This is a genomic window from Streptomyces sp. 3-6 (genome assembly GCF_056323165.1).
The window spans coordinates 199,943-221,883 of record NZ_JBWHZP010000003.1; the positions used below are offsets into that span (position 1 = coordinate 199,943).

15 protein-coding genes are annotated in these 21,941 nt (G+C 73.3%); 10 read left to right on the top strand and 5 right to left on the bottom strand.

Annotated features, from left to right (window positions below):
* Window positions 1-56: 56 nt before the first annotated feature.
* The 3 genes from AC02VZ_RS06985 to AC02VZ_RS06995 all read right to left on the bottom strand — a co-directional run bounded on the left by AC02VZ_RS06985 (window position 57) and on the right by AC02VZ_RS06995 (window position 5,928).
* Window positions 57-1,730, bottom strand: a complete 1,674-nt coding sequence (locus tag AC02VZ_RS06985) for a penicillin-binding transpeptidase domain-containing protein (protein ID WP_432058814.1) — start codon at window positions 1,728-1,730, stop codon at window positions 57-59.
* Between the two features lie 183 nt (window positions 1,731-1,913).
* Window positions 1,914-3,557, bottom strand: a complete 1,644-nt coding sequence (locus AC02VZ_RS06990; protein WP_476474843.1) for a penicillin-binding transpeptidase domain-containing protein — start codon at window positions 3,555-3,557, stop codon at window positions 1,914-1,916.
* A gap of 625 nt (window positions 3,558-4,182) precedes the next feature.
* Window positions 4,183-5,928, bottom strand: a complete 1,746-nt coding sequence (locus tag AC02VZ_RS06995) for a dolichyl-phosphate-mannose--protein mannosyltransferase (protein WP_476474844.1) — start codon at window positions 5,926-5,928, stop codon at window positions 4,183-4,185.
* Window positions 5,929-6,006: 78 nt separating this feature from the next.
* Here AC02VZ_RS06995 and rsmI point away from each other — a divergent pair, with 78 nt between their 5' ends.
* The 10 genes from rsmI to AC02VZ_RS07045 all read left to right on the top strand — a co-directional run bounded on the left by rsmI (window position 6,007) and on the right by AC02VZ_RS07045 (window position 19,427).
* Window positions 6,007-6,855, top strand: coding sequence for a 16S rRNA (cytidine(1402)-2'-O)-methyltransferase (rsmI, locus tag AC02VZ_RS07000; RefSeq protein ID WP_476474845.1), 849 nt, complete (start codon window positions 6,007-6,009; stop codon window positions 6,853-6,855).
* Between the two features lie 470 nt (window positions 6,856-7,325).
* Window positions 7,326-7,763 carry a hypothetical protein gene (locus AC02VZ_RS07005; RefSeq protein WP_476474846.1) on the top strand — a complete coding sequence of 146 codons (438 nt, stop codon included), beginning with the start codon at window positions 7,326-7,328 and terminating at the stop codon, window positions 7,761-7,763.
* A 134-nt stretch (window positions 7,764-7,897) separates the two neighbouring features.
* Window positions 7,898-8,779, top strand: a complete 882-nt coding sequence (locus tag AC02VZ_RS07010) for a TatD family hydrolase (protein WP_476474847.1) — start codon at window positions 7,898-7,900, stop codon at window positions 8,777-8,779.
* A gap of 123 nt (window positions 8,780-8,902) precedes the next feature.
* On the top strand, window positions 8,903-10,357 hold the full coding sequence (locus tag AC02VZ_RS07015; RefSeq protein ID WP_476474848.1) for a ubiquitin-like domain-containing protein: 1,455 nt from the start codon (window positions 8,903-8,905) through the stop codon (window positions 10,355-10,357).
* 197 nt (window positions 10,358-10,554) lie between these two features.
* Window positions 10,555-11,433 (top strand): 16S rRNA (adenine(1518)-N(6)/adenine(1519)-N(6))-dimethyltransferase RsmA, encoded by an 879-nt coding sequence (gene rsmA / locus AC02VZ_RS07020; protein ID WP_432057446.1) that lies wholly within the window; start codon window positions 10,555-10,557, stop codon window positions 11,431-11,433.
* Window positions 11,430-12,332, top strand: coding sequence for a 4-(cytidine 5'-diphospho)-2-C-methyl-D-erythritol kinase (locus tag AC02VZ_RS07025; RefSeq protein ID WP_432057447.1), 903 nt, complete (start codon window positions 11,430-11,432; stop codon window positions 12,330-12,332). Before rsmA ends, AC02VZ_RS07025 begins: the two co-directional genes overlap by 4 nt.
* 209 nt (window positions 12,333-12,541) lie before the next feature.
* Window positions 12,542-14,359: an ABC-F family ATP-binding cassette domain-containing protein gene (locus AC02VZ_RS07030; protein WP_476474849.1), complete on the top strand. Its 1,818-nt coding sequence runs from the start codon at window positions 12,542-12,544 to the stop codon at window positions 14,357-14,359.
* A gap of 233 nt (window positions 14,360-14,592) precedes the next feature.
* Entirely contained in the window at window positions 14,593-16,386 is a 1,794-nt protein-coding gene (locus AC02VZ_RS07035) for an outer membrane protein assembly factor BamB family protein (RefSeq protein ID WP_476474850.1), read from the top strand.
* Window positions 16,387-16,489: 103 nt separating this feature from the next.
* Entirely contained in the window at window positions 16,490-18,487 is a 1,998-nt protein-coding gene (locus tag AC02VZ_RS07040; RefSeq protein WP_476474851.1) for an outer membrane protein assembly factor BamB family protein, read from the top strand.
* A gap of 241 nt (window positions 18,488-18,728) precedes the next feature.
* On the top strand, window positions 18,729-19,427 hold the full coding sequence (locus tag AC02VZ_RS07045; RefSeq protein WP_476474852.1) for a helix-turn-helix transcriptional regulator: 699 nt from the start codon (window positions 18,729-18,731) through the stop codon (window positions 19,425-19,427).
* A gap of 275 nt (window positions 19,428-19,702) precedes the next feature.
* Here AC02VZ_RS07045 and AC02VZ_RS07050 read toward each other — a convergent pair whose 3' ends face one another.
* Window positions 19,703-20,092, bottom strand: a complete 390-nt coding sequence (locus tag AC02VZ_RS07050) for a hypothetical protein (protein ID WP_476474853.1) — start codon at window positions 20,090-20,092, stop codon at window positions 19,703-19,705.
* Window positions 20,093-20,144: 52 nt separating this feature from the next.
* Complete coding sequence (locus tag AC02VZ_RS07055) at window positions 20,145-21,833, bottom strand: sodium:solute symporter family protein (RefSeq protein ID WP_432057453.1); 1,689 nt, start codon at window positions 21,831-21,833, stop codon at window positions 20,145-20,147.
* Window positions 21,834-21,941 lie beyond the last annotated feature (108 nt).

Sequence of the window (21,941 nt, forward strand, 5' to 3'; positions counted from 1 at the left end):
GTCCCGCGCCCCGCGCCCGGCGCTCACCGGGTCGGCCCGTCCCGCCCCCTTCCGGATCAGCCGCCCAGCTTCAGCAGCGACGCCACGATCGGCCCCGCCGACGACCCGCCGTGCCCGCCCTGCTGGACGACCGCCGCGCCCGCCACGTCCCCGCGGTACGCGGTGAACCAGCCGTTGGGCTTCTTCTGCCCGTCCACTTCCGCCGACCCGGTCTTGGCGCCCTTGTCACCGGGAACGCCGGCCATCGCCTCCGCCGCCGTGCCGGAGGTCGCCGTGTACGCCATCAGGTCCCTCAACTGTGCCGCCGTCCCCGGCGACATGGTGCGCGCCGCCTTCGCCAGCGTCCGGCCGTCCACCTCCGGCGAGACCAGGTACGGCTGACGGAACACGCCCGCCTTGACCGTGGCCGACACCGACGCCATGTTCAGCGGGTTCATCCGGACCCCGCCCTGGCCGATCAGGGAGGCCGCCATCGACGCCTGCGACTGCACCGGCACCGAGCCGTCGAAGGTGGCGACCCCCACCTGCCAGTCGTTCTTCGACAGCCCGAAGACCTGCTGGGCCTGCTTCGTCAGGTCGTCGTTCTTCAACTCCGGCGCCTGGCTGATGAACGCGGTGTTGCAGGAACGGGCGAAGCTGGCCCGGAACGTGCCGTCCTTGATCTGGAACTTGTCGAGGTTCTGGAACTTCCAGCCGCCGTAGCTGAAGTACTTCGGGCAGGGGTGCTTGTCGTCGACGCCCGCCAGGTTCTTCTCCAGCAGCATCGAGGCCGTGACGACCTTCATCGTCGAGCCGGGGGCCAGCGAGCCCTGGAACGCGGTGTTGAAGCCCCGTGAGGAGTTCGCCGCCGCGAGGATCTCCCCGGTCGACGGGCGCACCAGCACCACCGACGCCCGGCGCTTCTCGGCGACCTGTTCCTCGGCGGCGGCCTGGAGCCTCGGATCCAGCGTGGTCTGCACCGTGCCCGGGGTGCCCTCGCTCAGCGCCAGCAGCGTCTTGTCGGACAGTTCCGCCTTCTCGGACGCCTTGCCGCGCACCACCCGCAGTTCGATCCCCGCCGTGCCGCCGGCCGTCTTGCCGTACTTCTCGCGCAGCCCGTCCAGCACCAGGCCGAGGCTCGGGTACTTCGCGGTGGTCAGCTCGCCGCCGTCCCGGTCCAGCGCCTTGACCGGCGGGGTGCCCGACTCGCCGGTGACCAGCCGGTCGCCGTCCTTGAGGTCGGGGTGCACCACCGACGACCGCCAGGCGACCCGCGGTTCGCCGTCCGCGGCCCCGCGGACGACGGTCAGCACGCTCGCGTAGGCGAGCGGCTTGCTGATGTCCCCGTGCTCCACCGTGCCCTTGACGGAGAAGGGGACCTTGTCCCCGGTCGGCTTGGACGGGGTGAGGACGACGTCCCCGACCCGGGCGTCCTTGGCGTAACCGGTGAGCAGGGCGGCGGCGGCCTCCGGGTCGTCGGTGAGGGCGGCGGCCTCGCTTACCTCGCCCTGCTGCCAGGCGGTGAGGAACCGCTCGGCCGTCCCGGTGATCTCGGCGGCGGTCAGCGGGCCCGTCTTCACCTTCTCCGCCTGCTGCGCGGACGCCGAGCGGGTGCCGTCCTCGGCGGCGGCACCGCCCCCGAACAGCGCGTAGGCGCCGACCCCGGCGCCACCGACCACCACGGCGATCATCCCGCCGAGCACGGCGGGTCTTGTCTTCCGTCGCTCGACGACGCGCTTCCTGTTGCCCACTGCTGTCCGTTCCTCCGCTGCTCGCCGGGCCCCCCGCAGCCCCTGGGGTGTGTGTCCGGCACCGGCCCGTGGCATCGCGCCGCCCGGGCTCGGGTGCGCCAGGACGTCTCCTGGTGGCCGTCGTGACGGACCAGTGCACACACGACGGCCCCACCCTAGAGTCCCCGCGCGGGACCGGCCCGCTCAGCCCGCCGCTCGTAGCACGGCTGCGACAATCGGACCGGCCGCGTCGCCGCCGTTCCCGCCCTGCTGGGCCATGGCCGCCGCCGCGACGTCGCCCCGGAAACCGGTGAACCAGCTGTCGGACGTGGCGTTGCCGTCGACTTCCGCGGAGCCCGTCTTCGCCCCGATGTCACCGCTGAGCCCGGCCATCGCCTTCTGCCCGGTGCCCTGCGTGGCGGTGAGCCGCATCATCTGCTTGAGCTGGGCGGCGGTCCCGGCCGACAGGCCCTCGGCCCGCGCCAGTCGGCGCCCGTCCAGCCGGGGGGAGACCAGGTACGGCTGCCGGAAGGTGCCGGTGATGGCGGTGGCCGTCACCGAGGCCATGGTCAGCGGGTTCATCTGCACCTGGCCCTGACCGATGGCGTTCGCCGCCCGGTCCGGGCCGCCCGACGCCGGGACCCGGCCGTCGAAGGAGGCGATGCCGGTCGTCCAGTCGTCCCGGCCCAGCCCGAACCGGTTCTGCGCCTCCCGGGTGAGGGAGGCGTCGGTGAGCGGCTTCTCGTCGATCAGCTTGATGAAGGCGGTGTTGCAGGAGCGCAGGAAGCTGTCGGCGAGCGTGGCGTTCTCGTTCGGCCGCAGCCCGGTGATGTTCTTGAAGGTCTGGCTCTGCCAGGTCGCGGTGGCGGGGCAGGGCGCCGGGCCGTTCATCGTGGTCACGCCGTGGTCGATGAGCATGGCCGCCGTGATGATCTTCATGGTGGAGCCGGGGGCGACCTGGCCCTGGAAGGCCGCGTTGAACCCGTCCGCGCGGTGGTTGGCCACGGCCAGCACCTCGCCGGTGCTCGGCCGTACGGCCACCACGGAGGCGTCGGCGTGCTGCTTCACCGCCTTCTCCGCCGCCGCCTGCACCGCCGCGCTGAGCGTCGTACGGAGCTTGCCCGCCGTGCCCTTCCTCAGGGTCACCAGCGGGGTGTCGGCGGGCGTCCCGCCCGAGGCGTCCCCGGCGTGCCGGATCACCAGCTCGACACCGGGGGTGCCGCCCGCCTTGTCGCCGTACTTCTCGCGCAGGGTGGCGAGGATCGGGCCCAGCGACGGGTGGTCGGCCTTCGTGAGCACCGTGCCGTTCCGGCCCACCGCCTCGATGGGCGGCTGCTCCGACTCCCCGGTGATCAGGGTGTCGCCCTCCTGCAGGTCCGGATGGACCACCGACGGCTCCCAGTCCACCAGCGCCCGCCCGGTCGACTTCCCCCGCACCACCGTCAGTTCGCTCGCGTACTCCAGCGGTGCCGACCTTCCCTCGAACGTCACGGTCGCCCGGACCCGGAAGGGCACGGTGGTCCCGGCGGGCTTCCCCGGGGAGATCCTCACCCCGGATATCCGGGCGTCCTCCCCGTACGCCTCCAGCAGCGCGCCGGCCTCCTGCGCGTTGTCGGTCAGCGCCGCCGCCTGCGCCGCCTCGCCCTTCTCCCAGGCCGCGAAGAACGCGCCGGACGCCTTCTTCACCTCGGCCCCGTCCGGCGGCCCCGACCTCGGCGCCGCCGCCGACGTCCCCGGCCCGCCGTCACCGCCGACCGCCGACACGAAGGTGTACGCGCCGTACCCGGCCGCGCCGACCATCGCCGTGAACACCCCACCGACGACGGCGACCTTGACCCCCTTGCCCATCGGGCGACTCCCCTCCCCACCGGTCCCCCCACGCCGTGTGGGCATGTCCATGAGGCCCGCTGCCCTGGCACTCTACGCACGGTGCGTGACGGGGGCGCCACTGTTTCCGTTCGGTGGCCGAAGAGGAAGGGGTGGTTCGCGGGCCGTCAGGTCGTCGGACGTGCCGGTGCCATCCGAGAGGTCGACGATGTCGCGGACCTTGTTCACCGCCTCGTCGAGCAGCGTGCGCAGATGTCCGGCGGGCTCACCGCCCGGGCCACGTCGTGCCGGCACCGGTCGGGTTCCGGCGGTTCCCCGAGGGCGCTCAGGAGCCGACGGCGCTGGAGCGCGGAGAACTCCTCCGGCGTCGACGGTCCTTCCTGTCCGCCGTGGGTGCGGCTGTTCCGGATCCGCCTCATCCACTCGCGGACGGCGTCCTTGTCCGACGGATCCGGCATGGGCGCACGCGCTGTCACAGCAGCACCTCCACACAACCGCGACGCGGCTCACCCGGAACCGAGTGGACCGGAAAGGGTTCTGACGGCCTGGCACACCTCGTCGCAGAGGCCGAGGCCGCGGAACGACGCGCCGGCACGGGCAGCCGCCGCGGGATGCACGGGTCGGAGCGGCCCGGTCACCGGTGCAGTCACACCCACGTGTCCAGCCACATCCGTGCCCGCCAGTCGTCGATGGGGATGGCCTGGCCGGTGTAGAGGGGCCAGAAGTAGATGAAATTCCAGGCGATCAGCAGTGTCAGCACGCCCGCCGCCGTGGCGCCCGCGACGCGGCGGGTGTCGGTGGAGCGGGGTGGGCCGACGAGGGCGCCCAGGAGCATGGCGACGGCCAGGCACAGGAAGGGCAGGAAGACGATGGCGTAGAAGTAGAAGATGGTGCGCTCCTGGTAGAGGAACCAGGGCAGGTAGCCGGCGGCGACGCCGCAGGCGATGGCGCCCGCGCGCCAGTCGCGGCGGAAGAACCAGCGCCACAGGACGTAGAGGAGGGCCAGGCAGGCCACCCACCACAGCACCGGGGTGCCGATCGCCAGGACCTCGCGGGCGCACTTCTCGGCCGCGTCGGCCGGGCAGCCGTCGGTGCCGGGGGCCGGGGACTCGTAGAAGTAGGAGACCGGGCGGCCGGTGACCAGCCAGCTCCACGGGTTGGACTCGTAGGTGTGCGGCGAGGACAGGCCGACGTGGAACTCGTAGACCTGGGCCTCGTAGTGCCACAGGCTGCGCCACCAGTCGGGGAACAGCCAGGACCAGTCGCTGTCGCGGCCGTCCTTGACCGCCCAGTCGCGGTAGTAGCCGCCGGTGCCGTCGGACGGGGAGAGGATCCAGCCGGTCCAGGAGACGACGTAGGTGACGACGGCGACCGGCACCGTCGACAGGAAGGCCCAGCCCAGGTCGCGGCGGACCACCGCCCGGTAGGGGTGGTGGGCGCCCCCGACCTTGCGCATGCCGACGTCCCACAGCACCGCCATCACGCAGAACGCGGCCATCACGTACAGGCCGTTCCACTTCGTGCCGATCGCGAGGCCCAGCATCAGCCCCGCCGCCAGCCGCCACGGCCGGAAGCCGATCCGGGTGTCCTCGGCGATCCGGGCGTTCGGGCGGACCCGGCCGTCCCCGTCGACGGGCAGTGCGGCGGCGAGCTTCGCCCGGGCCCGGTCCCGGTCGAGGAGCAGGCAGCCGAACGCGGCCAGCACGAAGAACATCAGCACGCCGTCGAGCAGCGCGGTCCGGCTCATCACGAAGTGCAGCCCGTCCACGGCCATCAGCGCGCCCGCGAGGCAGCCCAGGAACGTGGACCGGAACAGCCGGCGCCCGATCCGGCAGAGCATCAGCACCGACAGCGTGCCGAGCAGCGCGGTCATGAACCGCCAGCCGAACGGGTCGAAGCCGAAGATCAGTTCGCCGAGCCCGATGACGTACTTGCCGACCGGCGGATGCACCACGTAGGACGCGTCGGTCGGGATGGGCAGGTCCCCGCCGGACGACAGGACCTGGCTGTTGGCGTTCTTCGCCCAGTTGACCTCGAAGCCGCGGTGGACCAGCGCCCACGCGTCCTTGGCGTAGTACGTCTCGTCGAATATCACGCCCCGGGGGCTGCCCAGGTTCCAGAACCGCAGGACGCCCGCCAGCAGCGTGACCAGCAGCGGGCCGCCCCATCCCGACCAGCGCACGAGGCGCTGTGCCCGGTCCGGCGGCACGCCCAGCGACGACCAGAGCCGCCCGGAGGGCTCGGTGTACGGCGGGACCAGTTGGTCGCGGACGTCGCCTCTGGGCCCCGACGCCGTGTAGCCGAAACGGCGCAGCCGGTGCTGCCACGACGGCCGCTGCTCGTGCGGCGCCTGCTCCTGCCGGGTGTCCGTGGAGGACGCGGTACTGGTCACCGCGCCATCGTAGGGAACCGTGCGGTGCGAGTCCCGTCGCCCGGCTCCGGCCGCGCCGGGCCCTGGGAGGATGGGGGAGTGACCGGAACCCTCGTACTCGCAGGCACTCCCATCGGCGACGTCTCCGACGCCCCGCCCCGGCTCGCCGAGGAGCTCGCCGCCGCCGACGTCGTCGCCGCCGAGGACACCCGGCGGCTGCGGCGGCTGACCCAGGCGCTCGGCGTCACGCCCCGGGGGCGCGTCGTGTCGTACTTCGAGGGCAACGAGTCCGCCCGCACGCCCGAGCTGGTCGAGGAGCTGACGGGCGGGGCGCGCGTGCTGCTGGTGACGGACGCGGGCATGCCGTCGGTGTCCGACCCCGGCTACCGGCTGGTCGCCGCGGCCGTCGAGCGGGACGTGCGGGTCACCGCGGTGCCCGGGCCGTCGGCCGTGCTGACCGCGCTCGCCCTGTCGGGGCTGCCGGTCGACCGGTTCTGCTTCGAGGGGTTCCTGCCGCGCAAGGCCGGCGAGCGGCTGGGCCGGCTGCGGGAGGCCGCCGGGGAGCGGCGCACCCTCGTCTACTTCGAGGCCCCGCACCGCCTCGACGACACCCTCGCCGCGATGGCCGAGGTGTTCGGCGCGGACCGCCGGGCCGCCGTCTGCCGCGAGCTGACCAAGACCTACGAGGAGGTCCGGCGCGGCCCGCTGGCCGAACTGGCCGCGTGGGCCGCCGAGGGCGTGCGCGGCGAGATCACCGTCGTCGTGGAGGGGGCGCCCGAGCCGGGGCCCGGGGACGTGGACGCCGACGAGCTGGTGCGCCGGGTGCGGGTGCGGGAGGAGGCCGGCGAGCGGCGCAAGGAGGCGATCGCGGCGGTGGCGGTGGAGGCGGGCCTGCCGAAGCGCGAGGTGTTCGACGCGGTGGTGGCGGCCAAGCGGGCGGACGGGTGACCGCCGGTCGTCCGTCCCAGGGGTGCGGGGCCGCGCGCGGACGGCGGTGACTCCCGGCTGCCCGCGGCCGACCGTGACTCGCGGCCGCCCGCAGCCGACGGTGACTCCCGGCTGCCCGGGGGGCCGCCCGCGAACGACGGTGCCTTCGGGCTGCCCGCGGACAGCGGTGACCCCGGGGCCGCTCGTGACTCCCGGGCCGTCCGCGAACGGCGGTGACTCCCGGGCCGCCCGCGGCCGACCGTGACTCGCGGCCGGCCGCAGCCGACGATGACCCCCGGCAGCCCGGTGGGCCGCCCGTCCCACGGTTTTCTCCCCGTCGCCCCACGGACGGGCCAAGGGGACCGGTCGTTCCGGCAAGGAACGCCCAAATCGCTCCCAACAGTTCACAGGCCGGGTGCCTCCGGGGCCGCCGAGGAGTCCACTGGAGACAGGAACGGATCCGGCCCTCGAGCGGACCGACAGGAGCGGGCATGACAGGGAACGCAGGGCAGCCGCACGGGCTGCGCGCAGGTGCCACCGCCGTCGTCAACGAGTCGTACTCCTTCGCCTGCATGCGGTGCGGGTTCGGCTGGGAGGAGACGTACGAGATCGAGCACCACACCCGGGCCGACGGCGCGGACCTGCTCGTCTACGTCGCGAACGGCGCCGTCGTGCCCTCTCCGCTGAGGCGGCCGACGTGCGGCAACTGCGGTGGTCACCTGGTGCGGATCCTGCCCCCCGGCCGGGTCGCGTCCGCCCGCGTCGCCTCCGCCCGGAGCACCGGCCCCCGGACGACCGCCCCCGTCGGCCCCCGGACGCCGGCCGACGGCCCCGCCGAGGTGCCGGACACCGGACCCCGTCGCCGGGAGCACCTGCAGCACTCCTGGCACCTGGCCGGCCTGCTGCGCTCCCTGCGGGGCGCTCACTGAGGCCGGGCCGGAGCGCCCACTGAGGCCGAGCCAGGGCGCCCACTGAGACCCCGGCCGGGGAGCCGACTGCGGACGAGCCGGGGCGCCGACTGAGGCCCGGACGGCACCTGCGCGCCCTTCCGTAGGATCGGGGCATGCCTGCCGACGCCACCGACAAGAACGCCGCCCCGCCGCTCCCCGAACCGCTGCGGGTGCCGGTCGCGGACTCCCACACCCACCTCGACATGCAGTCCGGGACCGTGGACGAGGCGCTCGCCAAGGCCGCCTCGGTGGGCGTGGAGACGGTCGTGCAGGTCGGCTGCGACGTCAACGGCTCCCGCTGGGCGGCGGAGACGGCGGCGGCGCACGACGCGGTGCACGCCACCGTGGCCCTCCACCCCAACGAGGCACCGCGCATCGTCCACGGCGACCCCGACGGCTGGTCCCGGCAGGGCGCGCGGTCACCCGGCGGCGACGCGGCGCTGGACGAGGCGCTCGCCGAGATCGACCGGCTGGCCGCGCTGCCGCAGGTCAAGGGCGTCGGCGAGACGGGGCTGGACCACTTCAGGACCGGACCGGAGGGCAAGGAGGCCCAGGAGCGGTCCTTCCGCGCCCACATCGAGATCGCCAAGCGGCACGGCAAGACCCTGGTGATCCACGACCGTGACGCCCACGCCGACGTCCTGCGCGTGCTGAAGGAGGAGGGCGCCCCCGAGCGCACCGTCTTCCACTGCTACTCGGGGGACGCGGAGATGGCGCGGATCTGCGCCCGCGCGGGGTACTTCATGTCCTTCGCCGGCAACGTCACCTTCAAGAACGCCCAGAACCTGCGCGACGCCCTCGCCGTCGCCCCGCTAGACCTGGTGCTGGTCGAGACCGACGCCCCCTTCCTCACCCCGGTGCCCCACCGGGGGCGGCCCAACGCCCCCTACCTGGTGCCGGTGACCGTGCGGGCCATGGCGGCCGTACGGGGGATCGACGAGGACACGATGGCGGCCGCGCTCGGCGCCAACACGGCACGCGCGTTCGACTACTGACCGGGCGATCGAGGAGCGGCCCTCGCGCACACGTTCCGTGGTCGCGTCGCTTGGGAGAGTGACCGGCGCTCGGCTACGTTGCGGGAGTTCGACCGGAGCCCTCTGACCCTGGAGCGTGTCGGCGTGAGCAACGCGCGGTTCGAGACGCACCCCGCGCACGGCGCGGCCCCTCGGACGATCCCCGGGGACGCCCTGCACCTCGCGGAGACCGTCGGGTACGGCCTCCCCGGCGGGCCGCCGCCGTTCGGCCCGCCCACCGTGCTCGACTCCGGGGCGGGGGCCGCCGCCGGCGCCTGGTCCGGGACCGTTCCCGACACGGGAGCCGGGGCCGCTGCCGGCGCCTGGTCCGAGACCGTGCCCGACGCCGGTGCCGACACCGCCCCCGGCCCCGGTGCCGCACCCGACACGAACCCCGGCCCCGGCCCCCTTCGCAGTCCCGGCCCCACCCCCGGCCCCCGCTCCTCGCACCGGCGCCGCGCCCGCTGCGCCGACCGGGCGGACAGCCTGCGCCGCCTGTTGCCGCGGGCGCTCGTCGTCGCGTTCCTGGCCGGGGGCACGGCCGCCTTCGTCGCCGAGGACAAGGCGGTCCGGCTCGACGTCGACGGCCGGACCCGCACCCTGCACACCTTCGCCGACGACGTCACCGAACTCCTCGCCGAGGAAGGCGTACGGGTCGGCCCGCACGACGTGGTGACCCCCGGGCCCGGCACCGGACTCGGCCACGGCGACGAGGTCGAGGTCCGCCACGGCCGGCCCCTGGTGCTCACCCTGGACGGCCGCCGCCGGGAGGTGTGGACCACCGCCGACACCGTCGAGGGGGCGCTGCGCGAGCTCGGGGTGCGCGCGGAGGGCGCCCGCCTGTCCACCTCGCGCTCCCGCCGGATCGGGCGGGAGGGCCTCGCCCTGGAGGTGCGCACCGAACGGACCGTGACGGTCATGGCGGACGGGCGGGCCCGCACCATCCGCACCGACGCGGCGACGGTGCGCGAGGCCGTCGACCGGGCCGGGGTCGGGCTGCGCGGCCAGGACACCCTCTCGGTCGACCCCGACAGCTTCCCGCGCGACGGCCAGACGGTCACCGTGCTGCGGATCACCGACGGCCGGGAGGTCCGCGACGAACTCGTCCCGTTCGACGAGGTGCGGGTCGAGGACCGCTCCCTGCCGCGCGGCACCGAGGTCGTCGACCGGCCCGGCCGGCCGGGCGTCCGCCGGGTCACGTACGCGCTCCGCACGGTCAACGGGGTCCGGCAGAAGCCGCGCAGGCTGCACGCCGAGGTGGTCCGCGCACCCCGCCCGCAGCAGGTGCGGGTCGGCACCGGCCCGGCACCCGCCCCGGCCGGACGGCTCGCCTGGCACAGGCTGGCGCTCTGCGAGTCCGGCGGCCGGCCCGACGCGGTGGACGCCTCCGGGACGTACGGCGGGCTGTACCAGTTCGACACCCGGACCTGGCAGAGCCTGGGCGGCCGGGGCCGGCCCCAGGACGCGCCGGCCGAGGAGCAGACGTACCGCGCGCAGCAGCTGTACGCCCGCAGCGGCACCAGCCCGTGGCCGCACTGCGGCCCCCGGCTGCTCGACTGAACGCCCGCGGGCCCCGACAGCCGACAGCCGACAGCCGGCCGTGGGCCGTCGGCCTCCCGCGCCGCGCACACCCGGCCACCGCCGCGCACCCCCGCCCCGTGCCGTGCGCCGCGCACCCCCGGCCCGCCCCCGTCCCCGCCGCCGCCCCGGTCCCCGCGCGTGACCGGGGCGGTCCCGGCGCCCCGTACCCTTGTCCCGTGACCAGCCCCACCCCCGACGCCCTCCTGGGCCCCGCCGACGTCCGCGACCTCGCGGCGGCCCTCGGTGTACGGCCGACCAAGCAGCGCGGCCAGAACTTCGTCATCGACGCCAACACCGTCCGCCGCATCGTCCGCACCGCCGAGGTGCGCCCCGACGACGTGGTCGTCGAGGTCGGCCCGGGGCTCGGTTCGCTCACCCTGGCGCTGCTGGAGGCCGCCGACCGGGTCACCGCCGTCGAGATCGACGACGTCCTGGCCGCCGCCCTGCCCGCCACCGTCGAGGCCCGGATGCCCGAGCGCGCCGACCGGTTCGCGCTGGTCCACTCCGACGCGATGCACGTCACCGAGCTGCCCGGTCCCGCTCCGACGGCGCTGGTCGCCAACCTCCCCTACAACGTCGCCGTGCCGGTGCTGCTGCACATGCTGGAGACGTTCCCGAGCATCGAGCGCACCCTCGTCATGGTCCAGTCCGAGGTCGCCGACCGGCTCGCCGCCGCGCCCGGCTCGAAGGTGTACGGCGTGCCCTCGGTCAAGGCCAACTGGTACGCGGAGGTCAAGCGGGCGGGCGCCATCGGGCGGACCGTCTTCTGGCCCGCGCCCAACGTCGACAGCGGGCTGGTGTCCCTGGTCCGCCGCGCCGAGCCGCCGAGGACCACCGCCTCCCGGCGCGAGGTCTTCGCCGTCGTCGACGCGGCCTTCGCGCAGCGCCGCAAGACCCTGCGGGCCGCGCTCGCCGGGTGGGCCGGTTCTGCCGCGGCGGCCGAGGCCGCCCTGGTCGCGGCCGGGGTGTCCCCGCAGGCGCGCGGGGAGTCGCTGACCGTCGAGGAGTTCGCGCGGATCGCCGAACACGCCCCGAGCAAGGAGTCCGCCGCGTGAGCGCAGGCGTCACCGTCCGTGTCCCCGCCAAGGTCAACGTCCAGCTCGCGGTCGGCGCGGCCCGGCCCGACGGCTTCCACGACCTGGCCAACGTCTTCCTCGCCGTCGGCCTGTACGACGAGGTCACCGCCACCGAGTCGCCCGGCGGCCCGCGCGTGACCTGCGCCGGCACCGACGCCGGCGAGGTCCCCCTGGACCGCACCAACCTGGCCGCCCGGGCCGCCCTCGCCCTCGCCGAGCGCTACGGCCGCCCGGCCGACGTGCACCTGCACATCGCCAAGGACATCCCCGTCGCCGGCGGCATGGCGGGCGGCAGCGCGGACGGCGCGGGCGCGCTGCTCGCCTGCGACGCGCTGTGGGGCACGGGCGCCTCGCGCGAGGAACTCCTCGGCATCTGCGCCGAGTTGGGCAGCGACGTGCCGTTCAGCCTGGTCGGCGGGGCCGCCCTCGGGACCGGGCGGGGCGAGCGGCTGACGGAGTTGGAGGTCGGGGGCACCTTCCACTGGGTGTTCGCGATGGCCCCGCGCGGGCTGTCCACCCCGGCGGTGTTCCGCGAGTTCGACCGCCTGGCGGAGGGCCGGGACATCCCCGAGCCCACCGCCTCGCAGGACCTGCTCGCCGCCCTCGCCAAGGGGGACGTCGACGCGCTCGCCGCCGCCGTCTCCAACGACCTCCAGCCGGCCGCGCTGTCGCTGTTCCCGGAACTGGCCGACACGCTGGCGGCCGGGCACGCGGCGGGAGCGGCGGCCTCGCTGGTCTCGGGGTCGGGGCCGACCACGGCGTTCCTGGCGCGGGACGCGGACACGGCGGAGTCGATCGCCGACGCGCTGCGCACTTCGGACACCTGCCGCACGGTGCGCACGGCGGCGGGACCGGTACCCGGGGCGACGGTTCTCTGAGAGGGAGCGGCTCAGAGCGCGTCCATGGCGGTCAGGTCGATCATGGTTCCTCCCCTGGACGGGGTCCTGCTGCCGATACCAAGGCAGTCGCCAGGCAGTCGCCTCTTTCCGATCACGTCATGACACCGAGTGACGGTCACCTCGTGCGCGGAGCGTCCCCCGCCAGGCCCTACGCTGGAAAGCTGATCGATCCACCGGGCAGGAGAGAAATGGCCGTCAACCTGGTCAATGTCGAGAACGTGAGCAAGGTGTACGGCACCCGTGCGCTGCTCGACGGGGTGTCGCTCGGCGTCTCCGAAGGGGACCGGATCGGGGTCGTCGGACGCAACGGAGACGGCAAGACCACCCTCATCCGGATGCTCGCCAAGCTGGAGGAGGCCGACACCGGCCGGGTGACGCACTCCGGCGGGCTGCGCATCGGCGTGCTCACCCAGTACGACTCCCTCGACCCCGCCGCCACCGTCCGCCACGAGGTCATCGGCGACCTGGCCGACCACGAGTGGGCCGGCAACGCCAAGGTCCGGGACGTGCTGACCGGACTGTTCGGCGGGCTGGACCTGCCCGGCTTCCCCAAGGGCCTGGACACCGTCATCGGCCCGCTGTCCGGCGGCGAGCGGCGGCGCATCGCGCTGGCCAAGCTGCTCATCGAGGAGCAGGATCTGATCGTCCTCGACGAGCCCACCAACCACCTCGACGTGGAGGGCATCGCCTGGCTCGCCGAGCACCTGCGCGCCCGCCGCTCCGCGCTCGTCTGCGTCACCCACGACCGCTGGTTCCTCGACCAGGTCTGCACCCGCATGTGGGACGTGCAGCGCGGCGACGTGTACGAGTACGAGGGCGGCTACTCCGACTACGTCTTCGCGCGCGCCGAACGCGAGCGCATCGCCGCCACCGAGGAGGCCAAGCGGCAGAACCTGGTCCGCAAGGAGCTGGCCTGGCTGCGCCGTGGCGCCCCCGCGCGGACGTCGAAGCCGCGCTTCCGGGTGGAGGCCGCCAACGAGCTGATCAAGGACGTGCCCCCGCCCCGGGACACCGGCGAGCTGATGAAGTTCGCCTCCTCACGGCTGGGAAAGACGGTCTTCGACCTGGAGGACGTCACCGTCCAGGCCGGACCGAAGGTGCTTCTCCAGCACGTCACCTGGCAGCTCGGCCCCGGCGACCGCGTCGGCCTGGTCGGCGTCAACGGCGCCGGCAAGACGTCCCTGCTGCGCGCGCTCACCGAGGCCGCCCGCAGCGAGGGCACCGTGCAGCCCGCCGGCGGCAGCATCCGCGTCGGCAGGACCGTCAAGCTGGCCTACCTCTCCCAGGAGGTCGCCGAACTCGACCCCACCTGGCGGGTCCTGCAGGCCGTGCAGCAGGTGCGCGAGCGCGTCGACCTCGGCAAGGGGCGCGAGATGACCGCCGGGCAGCTGTGCGAGACCTTCGGCTTCGGCAAGGAGAAGCAGTGGACGCCCGTCGGGGACCTGTCCGGCGGTGAGCGGCGCCGCCTGCAGCTGCTGCGGCTGCTCATGGACGAGCCCAACGTGCTCTTCCTCGACGAGCCCACCAACGACCTCGACATCGAGACCCTCACCCAGCTGGAGGACCTCCTCGACGGCTGGCCCGGCTCGATGATCGTCATCTCCCACGACCGGTTCTTCATCGAGCGCACCACCGACCGCGTCTTCGCCCTCCTCGGTGACGGCACCCTGCGGATGCTGCCGCGCGGCATCGACGAGTACCTGGAGCGCCGCAGGCGGATGGAGGAGGCCGCCGCCGCCTCGGCGCCGGCCGCCCCGGCCGCCGTGACCCCGGCCACGGCGCCGGAGCGCAGCGCCGCCGACCAGCGCGCCGCCAAGAAGGAACTGCAGAAGATCGAACGCCGGCTGGACAAGGTGTCCGAGCGGGAGACCGCGCTGCACGCGGCCATCGCCGAGCACGCCACCGACTTCGCGAAAGTGGCCGAACTCGACGCCGAGCTGCGGGAACTGACTGGTCAGCGCGAGGAGCTGGAGCTGCGGTGGCTGGAACTCGCCGAGGACGCCTGACCGCGCGCCCCGGGGCGCGCGCACGGGCGCGCGAGTCGTGAAGGGGCGGTGAAGGCGCGTAACGGGGGCATCACGGGCCGGTCCTCCCTTGGGAACAGGGGCGGACGCGGCCCGGTGACGTGTCGGTGCCGGGTGATAGAAAGGGCCCGTCTGAGAAACGTCTGAATACGACTCTGGGTTCATCGCTACCTCAGGGCGTGGCTAAAAATCAGTGAGTAAGGGGGAACGCGCTGATGTCTCAGCCGCCCAACCAGCCGCCGCAGGGTGGCTTCGGAGCGCCGCAGGATCCGCAGTCCGCAGGGGGCTTCGGCCCGCCCGGGACGCCGCCGCCCCCGCCGGGGCAGCCCGCCACGCCGCCGCCCCCGCAGGGACCGCCGTCCGGTGCGCCGCAGCCCGGGTACGGCTACCCGCAGCAGCCCCCGCAGCAGGCGGGCCCCTACGGGCAGCAGCCCGGTCCCTACGCCCCCGGGCCCTACCAGCAGGGCCCCTACGGCCAGCCGCAGCAGCCCGGCCCCTACGGCCAGCCCGGCTACGGCTACCCGCAGCCGCAGTTCCCCGGGGCGCCCGGCACCCCGCCCGGCGGGGGCGGTTCGCGCAACCCGTTCAAGGGAAAACCGGCCATGATCGTCGCCGCCGCGGTGGCGGCGCTGCTCGTCGCCGGCGGCACCACCTGGGCCCTGGTCGGCGGTGACGACGGCGGCAAGGACAAGAAGCCCGTCGCCGGCAAGAGCGACGACCCGAAGCCCACCGCCTCCGACGACCCGGTCAACCCCGGCGACGGCAGCGGCGACGGCGGCTCCGACCCCGAGGATCTCAACGAGGGCCGCCAGGCGGGCGAGTCCAAGGTGCTCTGGTACAAGGAGGCGCCCGACGCCCCCGGTTCCGGCGCCGAGGCCCCCGGCATGTGGATCACCGGCGACACGGCGGTGAAGGCCGCCTACAAGCAGCTGTTCGCGTACAAGGTCGCCGACGGCAGCCCCGCCTGGGAGGCGCTGACCTTCCCGGAGAAGATCTGCGCCGTCACCAAGGGCACCACGGACGACGACAAGATCGTCGTGGCCTCCATGAGCGGCAGCAGCAGCCGCGCCAAGTGCAACCAGCTCCAGCAGGTCGACCTGAGGACCGGCAAGAAGGGCTGGTCCGAGGAGGTCGCCGACGGCGCCCTGTTCGACAGCGCCACCTCCATCGAGATGTCCCTGGCGGGCGACACCCTCATGGTGGGCCGCTCGCAGTCCGGCACCGCGTACGACGTCAACAGCGGCAAGAAGCTGTTCGACAGCAAGAAGTACGGCGACGCCTGCTTCCCGACCGCCTTCGCGGGCGGCGAGAAGCTGCTCCAGGTCGCCTCGTGCGGCGCCGGCGGCAAGAACGCGCACGACCAGCTGCGCGAGCTGGACCCGAAGACCGGCAAGGTGAAGTGGACCCAGAAGTTCGACAAGGGCTGGCGCATCTCGCGCGCCTACTCCGTCGACCCGGTGGTCATCTACAGCACCAACAACGACAAGAAGGCGTGGAACATCTCCACCTTCACGTCCACCGGGAAGTTCCGTTCCCAGGTCGGCTTCGACGAGGACTTCGCCCCCCAGTGCGGCTGGGCCATCCTCGCCCGGAACCTGGAGGGCTGCGAGGGCGTCGCCGCCGACGCCGACACGCTCTACCTGCCCACCGAGGCCCGCACCGGGGCCAACGAGATCGTCGCCGTCAGCCTGGCCACCGGCAAGGAGAAGTGGCGGGTGAAGTCCCCCGTGGCCGAGCCCATGCGGCCCGTCAAGGTCGAGGGCGGCAAGCTCATCGCCTACGTGGACCCGTCCTACGACGCGGGCGGCCAGGTCGTGTCCATCCCCCTGACCGGCAGCAGCCACAAGCCGGTCAAGCTGATGCAGAACCCGCAGGGCGTCGCACGGATCGAGAACGGCTTCTTCAACAAGACCGTCGACTGGGTCGACGGGCGCTTCTACATCTCGACCACGCGGCTGTCCGGCAATGACGACGCGAAGGAGAAGCTGATGCTCGCCTACGGCAAGTGAGGCGCGTGACAGCGGTGAGGAGCGTCGGCCGACGGCGGCCGGCGCCCTCGCTCCGTCCGGTCACTTCCCCGTCGCCCGTCCCCGTCACCGAGGTGTTCCCGTCATGACCCAGCCGCCCCAGCCGCCCAACGAGCCCCCGCAGCAGCCGGGATTCGGCCCGCCGCAGGACCCCGCGCCGCAGCCGGACCAGCAGCCCTCCGCGCAGGCGCGACCGGAAGCGTCCGCGGACGCCCCGCAGCCGGAGCAGCCGGAGCAGGCACAGCCCCCGCAGCAGCCGGACCAGTCGGCCGCCCGGCCCGCCCCGCCGGCGCAGCCGCCCGCCGCCCCGGCCGGCCCGGACCTCACCAAGGCCCAGGCCCCCGAGCCCGGCTACGGCTACCCGCAGGCCCCGCCCCCGGCCGGCCCGCCGACGCCTCCGCAGGGCCCCGGTTACGGCTACCCGCAGCAGCCCCCGGCCGGTTACGGCTACCCGGGCGGGCAGCCGAACCCGTACGGGCACCCGACCCCGCCGGCCGGCTACGGCCAGACCACGCCCTACGGCCAGCCGCAGCAGCCCGGCCCGTACGGTCAGCCCGGCTACGGCTACCCGCACGCCACCGTGCCGATGCAGCCGCAGGCCCAGCCGCCGGGCGGCGGCCGCAAGGTCAACGCCCAGCTGGCGATCATCGTCGCAGCGGTCACGGCCATCGCCCTGATCATCGGCGGCGGCGTGCTCTACGCGAACGTCAAGGACGACGACAAGCAGACCACCGCGGACGACGGCGGCGACCGGGACGGCAAGGCCGGCGAGGACGACAAGGGCGGCGACACCGGCGGCACGAGCGGCGGCACCTCCGGTTCCGCCGAGAAGGCCCCGGACGACCCCGCCTCCAAGGTCCTGTTCCAGGTGCCGTCGCCGAAGCCGCCCAAGGACAGCAGCACCATCGTCACCGCCGGCTCCTGGCTCACCGACACGGTGTACGCCAAGAGCGGCATCGCCGAGATCGTCGGCTACGACCGCGACAAGGGCACCAAGCTGTGGACCATCGAGCTGCCCGGTCCGGTGTGCGAGGCCAGCAAGCACGCCACCGAGGACAACAGGACGGCGATCGTCTACAAGCCCGAGATGCCCACCAAGTCCGAGCCGCAGTCCTGCACCGAGGTCGCGGCGATCGACCTGGACGAGGGCAAGGAGCTGTGGAGCAAGACCGCCAAGGCGGGCACCCGGCCGATCAGCTTCAACAACGTCACCGTCAGCGGTGACACCGTCGCCGCGGGCAGCACCAGCGGCGGCGCCGCCTGGGACATCAGCGACGGCAAGCAGCGGTGGGCGCCCAAGCCGTCCGACTCCTGCTACGACTCCGGCTACGGAGGCGGCCCGAAGCTCGTCGCCGTGCGCAAGTGCGGCCCGTACTCGCAGCGCCAGCTGCACATCCAGACCATCGACCCCAAGTCCGGCAAGGTGGTCACCGAGTACAAGATGAGCGAGGGCATCGAGTACGCGAGCGTGGTGTCCACCGACCCGCTGGTCGTGGCCGCCGACGTCGGCGACTCGGCCGGCGACGGCAGCGGCATCTCGGACTTCTTCTCCGTCGACAACAAGACCGGCAAGCTGCGCGCCCGCATCTCCGCCCCCGGCGACGACTACGCGGCCCGCTGCGACGGCATCACCAAGATCGAGAAGTGCTCCGGGCTCGCCGTCGGCAAGGACAAGCTGTACATCGCGACCGAGGAGCACGAGGGAAGCGGCGAGTACAGCGACACCAACGAGGTCGTCGCCTTCGACCTGGCCACCGGCAAGCAGACCGGCGAGCGGGCCGACGCGGGCGACGGCTACACGCTGACCCCGCTGCGCATGGACGGCGCCAACATCATCGCCTACAAGCGGCCCCCGTACGACAAGGGCGGCGAGATCGTCAGCATCGACGGCGGCTCCTTCAAGTCGACGACGCTACTGCGCAACCCGGCGGACAAGGCGGTGCGCGACGCCGAGACGGGCATGCTGCCCGAGTACTCGGAGATCCTGTTCGCGGACGGACGGCTCTACATGTCGGCCGTGTTCGCCAGTGACTACGAGAGCAGCAGGAAGGAATACCTGGTGGTCGCGTTCGGAACCGGCTGATCGGTTCCGGTCCTCCGCCCCCACGGCCCCGTCCCCGCTCAGGGGCGGGGCCGTGCGCGTACCGCGCATCCGGTGCCCTTCGCCTGCGAATGAGAGAATTTCGGTGATCCGGGGCGATTCTCGCCGGTAGGGGGAGCGCGACGTCGAACAAGCGTGTAGCTTCCGGGGGCATCCAGGGGATGGGCGCGGGGGCGTCGCGGGTGTGCGTGGGTGTCCGGTGGGGGACGTGGGGGGTTGTGGGATGGCAGTGCGGCTGATGGTGGTCGACGACCACCGCTTGCTGGCGGAGGCGCTGGCCTCGGCGCTGAAGCTGCGGGGGCACCGGGTGCTGGCCGCGGCGGCGCCCGTGGCGGGGGCCGCGGACCTGGTGATCAGCCGGGCGCCGGAGGTGTGCGTGCTGGGCACGGCGGCACCGGCCGAGCCGGGCATCTTCGACCCGGTGGTGAAGATCAAGCGGGAACGGCCGCAGGTGGCGGTGCTGGTGCTGGGCCCGGTGCCCAGTCCGCGCGGGATCGCGGCGGCGTTCGCGTCCGGGGCGTCCGGCTACGTGCGGCACGACGAGCGCATCGAGACGGTCGAGCGCGCGATCATGAAGGCGCGCGCCGGGGAGGCCGCGGTGGCGCCGCAACTGCTCCAGGGGGCGTTCGGGGAACTGCTCCACCCGGCGGCGCAGCCGGACGACGAGGGGCAGCGGCTGCTGCGGATGCTGACCCCGCGCGAGGTGGAGGTGCTGGTCCGGGTCGCGGAGGGCGAGGACACCCGGCAGATCGCGGCGGGCATGGGCATCGCCCCGTCGACGGCCCGGACGCACGTCCAGCGGGTCCTGATGAAGCTGGGGGTGGGCTCCCGGCTGGAGGCGGCGGCACTGGCGGCCCGCACCGGCCTGCTGGACCGGGCCGGACCGCTGCGTCCCGCCGTCCCACCGACCCGGGAGCCGTGAGCGGCCACCGCCGACCGGCCGGGGGCGGGCCGTCGGCCCGCGCGGCGAGGCGGGACTCCCACCGTGAGGCGGGAGTCGTACGGCGAGGCGGTACGCGCACCGCGATATGGGACCCGTACGGCGAGGCGGTACGCGCACCGCGATATGGGACCCGTACGGCGAGGCGGGACCCGCACCGTGAGGCGGGACTCGCGCGGCGAGGCGGGCCCCGCAGGGCGACGGCGGGGCCCGGTCCGGCGTGTCCGCCGCCGGCCCCGCCCTCGCGACGAGCCGGCTCAGCCCTTCCCGGAGTCGCCGGGTCCACCGGGGCCGCCGGCCCCACCGGCCCCCCGGTCACCGCCGGGTGTCCCGTCGGGCGTGCCGTCGTCGTCCGTCAGGACGTCCGGCGGGGGCGGGGCGGTGGGCCGCAGCTTCAGCCAGAGCAGGAACAGCAGGCCCAGGACGAGCATCCCCAGCCCCGTCCACAGGTTGATGTTGACGCCCTCCGCCTTGTCGATGTCCTCGTCGGACGCCACGATGCCCGCGATCGTGACGATGATCCCGTACACGACGAACAGGACGCCGATGATGCGGCGGATGTCGAAGAGGCGGGCGGCCGTGGTGGATTTGGCCTCCAGCTCGGAGATCTCCCGCTGCAGGTCACGGTCGGAGTAGTGCTCGGACATGGTCTCTCCATCTCCCCGGTCGGGCGTGATCGCCTTCCCGGCCGGGACGTGATCAGAACGAGAACGGGATGTAGCAGGCGGCGGCCAGGATCACCGCGCCCCAGCCGAGCAGGGCGGGCTTGCGGTACCAGGCGTCGTCGCCCTCGGCCGGCGGTTCCGCCATGCCCGGGGAACGGGTGCCGTAGACGAGGCCCTCCAGGTCCGCGGCCGGCTTCGGCGCGGTGAAGAGGGACACCGCCACCATGACCACGCCGCCGGCGACGAAGCCGGCGATCGCGGAGACGAAGTTGGCCCCCTGGTCGGTGGGGATGCCGATGACGCCCTGCTTGTAGAACACGAAGTAGTTCACCATCGCGGCGGTGGTGCCGGCGAGCAGTCCCCAGAAGCCGGACTTCATCGACGCGCGCTTCCAGAACATGCCGATGATGAACACCACGAACATCGGCACGTTGAAGAAGGAGAACAGCGTCTGGAGGTAGGCCATGATGTTGGAGAACGAGGACGCCAGGAAGGCCGTGCCGATGGACGCGAGCACCCCGATGGCGGTGATCAGGCGGCCGAAGCGGACGTAGTAGGCGTCCTCGCGGTCCTTGACCACGTACCGGTGCCAGATGTCGGCGGTGAAGACGGTGTTGAACGAGGACACGTTCGCCGCCATGCCCGCCATGAACGCGGCCAGCAGACCGGTCACCGCGATGCCGAGCACGCCGTTGGGCAGGAGTTGCTGCATCAGGTAGGGGATCGCGTCGTTGTACTGCAGGTCCGACCCGGCGGTGCCGATCTTCGGGACCAGGACGGCGGCGACCAGGCCCGGGATCATCACCAGGAAGACGATGAAGATCTTCGGGAAGGCGGCGATGAGCGGGGTGCGCTGGGCCGCCGAGAGGTTCTTCGCGGACAGCGCGCGCTGCACCTCGGCGAAGTTGGTCGTCCAGTAGCCGAAGGAGAGGACGAAGCCGAGGCCGAGCACGATGGTCAGCCAGTTGGCGCCCAGCGGGTTGTCGCTGCCGATGCCGGTGCCGCCCCAGGCGGTCATGAAGTTGTCGCCGCGTGCCGCGGTGAGGGAGTCGGACAGGCCGTCCCAGCCGCCGACGCTCTTCAGTCCGAGCACGGTGATCGGGATGAGCGCGGCGAGGATGACGAAGAACTGCAGCACCTCGTTGTAGATGGCCGAGGAGAGGCCGCCGAGGGTGATGTAGGCGAGCACGAAGAACCCGGCGACGACGATGGACACCCACTGGGGCCAGCCCAGCAGGGCCTCCACGACGATGGCGAGGGCGTAGAGGTTCACCCCGGCGATCAGGATCGCGGCGGCCGCGAAGAGGATCGCGCTGAGCAGGTGGGCGCCCTTGTCGAAGCGCAGCAGCAGGAACTCGGGGACCGAGCGGACCTTGCTGCCGTAGTAGAAGGGCATCATCACCAGGCCCAGGAAGACCATGGCGGGGATGGCGCCGATCCAGTACCAGTGCGTGGTGTAGACGCCGTACTGCGCGCTGTTGGCGGCCATGCCGAGGATCTCGGTGGCGCCCAGGTTGGCGGCGATGAACGCCAGGCCGGTGATCCAGGCGGGCAGGGACCGTCCGGAGAGGAAGAAGTCCAGGCTGGTCTTCACCGAGTGGCGGGCGGCGAAGCCGATGCCGAGGACGACCACGAAGTAGATCCCGAGGATCGTGTAGTCGAGCCAGTTCGTCGGCAGCCGCAGCTCGGCGGCGAGCAGGGCGGGGGATGTGGGGGTGTGCATGAGTACTCGCTTCGTTGCGCGAACCGATACGGGGCGGAACCTACGCCTCTGCGTTCAGAAAATGAACACTTCTGATGGTGGTCTTTGTTTGATTGTGATGTTGAGCAG

What these genes read in the sequence shown, in the direction of transcription:
- AC02VZ_RS07005 (WP_476474846.1), top strand. Translation starts at nt 7,326, where the DNA reads ATGACAGGGAACGCAGGGCAGCCGCACGGGCTGCGCGCAGGTGCCACC.
- AC02VZ_RS07045 (WP_476474852.1), top strand. Translation starts at nt 18,729, where the DNA reads ATGGCAGTGCGGCTGATGGTGGTCGACGACCACCGCTTGCTGGCGGAG.
- AC02VZ_RS07030 (WP_476474849.1), top strand. Translation starts at nt 12,542, where the DNA reads ATGGCCGTCAACCTGGTCAATGTCGAGAACGTGAGCAAGGTGTACGGC.
- AC02VZ_RS07040 (WP_476474851.1), top strand. Translation starts at nt 16,490, where the DNA reads ATGACCCAGCCGCCCCAGCCGCCCAACGAGCCCCCGCAGCAGCCGGGA.
- AC02VZ_RS07055 (WP_432057453.1), bottom strand. Translation starts at nt 21,833, where the DNA reads ATGCACACCCCCACATCCCCCGCCCTGCTCGCCGCCGAGCTGCGGCTG.
- AC02VZ_RS07050 (WP_476474853.1), bottom strand. Translation starts at nt 20,092, where the DNA reads ATGTCCGAGCACTACTCCGACCGTGACCTGCAGCGGGAGATCTCCGAG.
- AC02VZ_RS07035 (WP_476474850.1), top strand. Translation starts at nt 14,593, where the DNA reads ATGTCTCAGCCGCCCAACCAGCCGCCGCAGGGTGGCTTCGGAGCGCCG.
- AC02VZ_RS06990 (WP_476474843.1), bottom strand. Translation starts at nt 3,557, where the DNA reads ATGGGCAAGGGGGTCAAGGTCGCCGTCGTCGGTGGGGTGTTCACGGCG.
- AC02VZ_RS07010 (WP_476474847.1), top strand. Translation starts at nt 7,898, where the DNA reads ATGCCTGCCGACGCCACCGACAAGAACGCCGCCCCGCCGCTCCCCGAA.